Origin of the sequence: Chthonomonas sp., assembly GCF_035294505.1 — a bacterium.
GTDB lineage: Bacteria > Armatimonadota > Chthonomonadetes > Chthonomonadales > Chthonomonadaceae > Chthonomonas.
In genome coordinates this window covers 1-1,564 of record NZ_DATGKU010000233.1, presented here as the reverse complement: position 1 = coordinate 1,564, position 1,564 = coordinate 1, and the positions used below count along the sequence as shown (strand labels likewise).

Below are 1,564 nucleotides of genomic sequence, written 5' to 3'. Positions count from 1 at the left end.
TTCTAAAACCTCCTTCGTCCTCCGATGCCTATAGGCAAACAGCTCCTCCACACGCCGCCTCACCCAAATCCGCTCCCCCATCGCTCCCACTCCTCCGAGAGGAAGCTCGTATTCCACCGTGTCGCAAAGGCGGGTTTGGTTCGGGTTGAGGGCTTCCAACCGATGCGCGTGCTGCCATCGGCGAAACGGCCCTGCCTCCTGTCTGTCGGTGAAACTGTGGGGTGGGTTGTACTCCACAATGCGTGTTTTCATGGTAATGGGGAGGAAGCCGAAGAGGGAGATGCGGATAAGGTAGAGGGAACCCTCTTGCATGGGGGGACGCGGGTCGAGGATGCGGGGCCGTAGTTGTGGGGGAGTGAGGAGAAGGAGGGAGTCAACTTTGTTGTGAAACTCCCAAACGCGCTCTAGGGGAGCGTTGATCTCACAGACAAACCGGAGTTGGGGCATGTTTTTCCTCATTTCAGCGCAGGTACACTGTTTCTACGAACAAGAGGAAGGAAAACAAAATGCCGGATCGCGTTAAGGCCCCAAAAACCAATGGCTATTGATCTTTGGGGCCTCTGAGGTCGGTAAAAGCCAGCGTACCCCGCTACTTGCCTCCCGTTTCCACGCGCACCGTCTCCGACGATTCGGCGGCCACCTGCTGTTGCATATCCACAATGGAGCCGCGCTTGCTGAAGAGAATCGCGCCGGCCAACAGAATAATGGCAACGATACATATCGTCGCCCGAATGGCAGGGGAGATATTTTGGATGACGATGCCCGCAATGAGGATGCTTACCAAGTTCATCACCTTGATGAGCGGGTTCAGGGCGGGTCCTGCCGTATCCTTAAACGGATCGCCAACCGTGTCGCAGATAACGGCAGCTTTGTGGTTATCGGTTCCCTTGCCGCCGAACAGCCCATCCTCGATCTTTTTCTTGGAGTTGTCCCAGGCGCCACCCGCATTGGCCAAGAGGACGGCCAAAAGCTGCCCGCTGAGGATGGCACCCGCGAGATAGCCGCCCAGCGCGGCAGCCCCCTTCTCCGGGTCGGCAAACCCTAAACCGAACCCCACAAGAATGGGCAAGGTGATGGCGAGAATACCCGGCCCGAGCAGCTCTTTTTGGGCGGCCGCAGTAACGATGCTAACGCAGCGGGCATAGTCCGGGCGGCTCTTTCCGGCCATGATATCGGGGTCTTCGCGAAACTGGCGACGCACCTCTTCAATCAGTTGGTAAGCGGCTCGACCGACGGCGTTGATGGAGAAAGCGCTGAAAAGGTAGGGGGCAGCTCCGCCTATCAGCAGGCCCACAAAGACCTCCGGTACATCAAGACGAATGCCCAGATTGAGCAGTTTGGCATCGGTCATGAAGGAGCGGAACAACGACACAGCCGCGATAACGGCGGTGGCGATGGCAAACCCTTTGGTAAGGGCCTTGGTGGTGTTGCCCACGGCATCGAGACGGCCAACAATGCGGTCGCCCGAAAGGCCCTCGATGCCGGCAAAACGGCCGGAAGCCCTATCCTCCTCCAACACTCCCGACATCTCAAAGATGCCGTTGGCGTTATCGGTGATAGGCCC

At 58.2% G+C, this 1,564-nt stretch carries 2 protein-coding genes; both read right to left on the bottom strand.

The genetic code is table 11. The features are described from left to right. Positions 1–447: SRPBCC family protein (locus VKV18_RS14035; protein WP_324204810.1), on the bottom strand; the 447-nt coding region annotated here is incomplete at its 3' end. Between the two features lie 142 nt (positions 448–589). Continuing rightward, positions 590–1,564 (bottom strand): sodium/proton-translocating pyrophosphatase (locus VKV18_RS14030; RefSeq protein WP_324204809.1); only part of this gene is annotated, 975 nt, incomplete at its 5' end.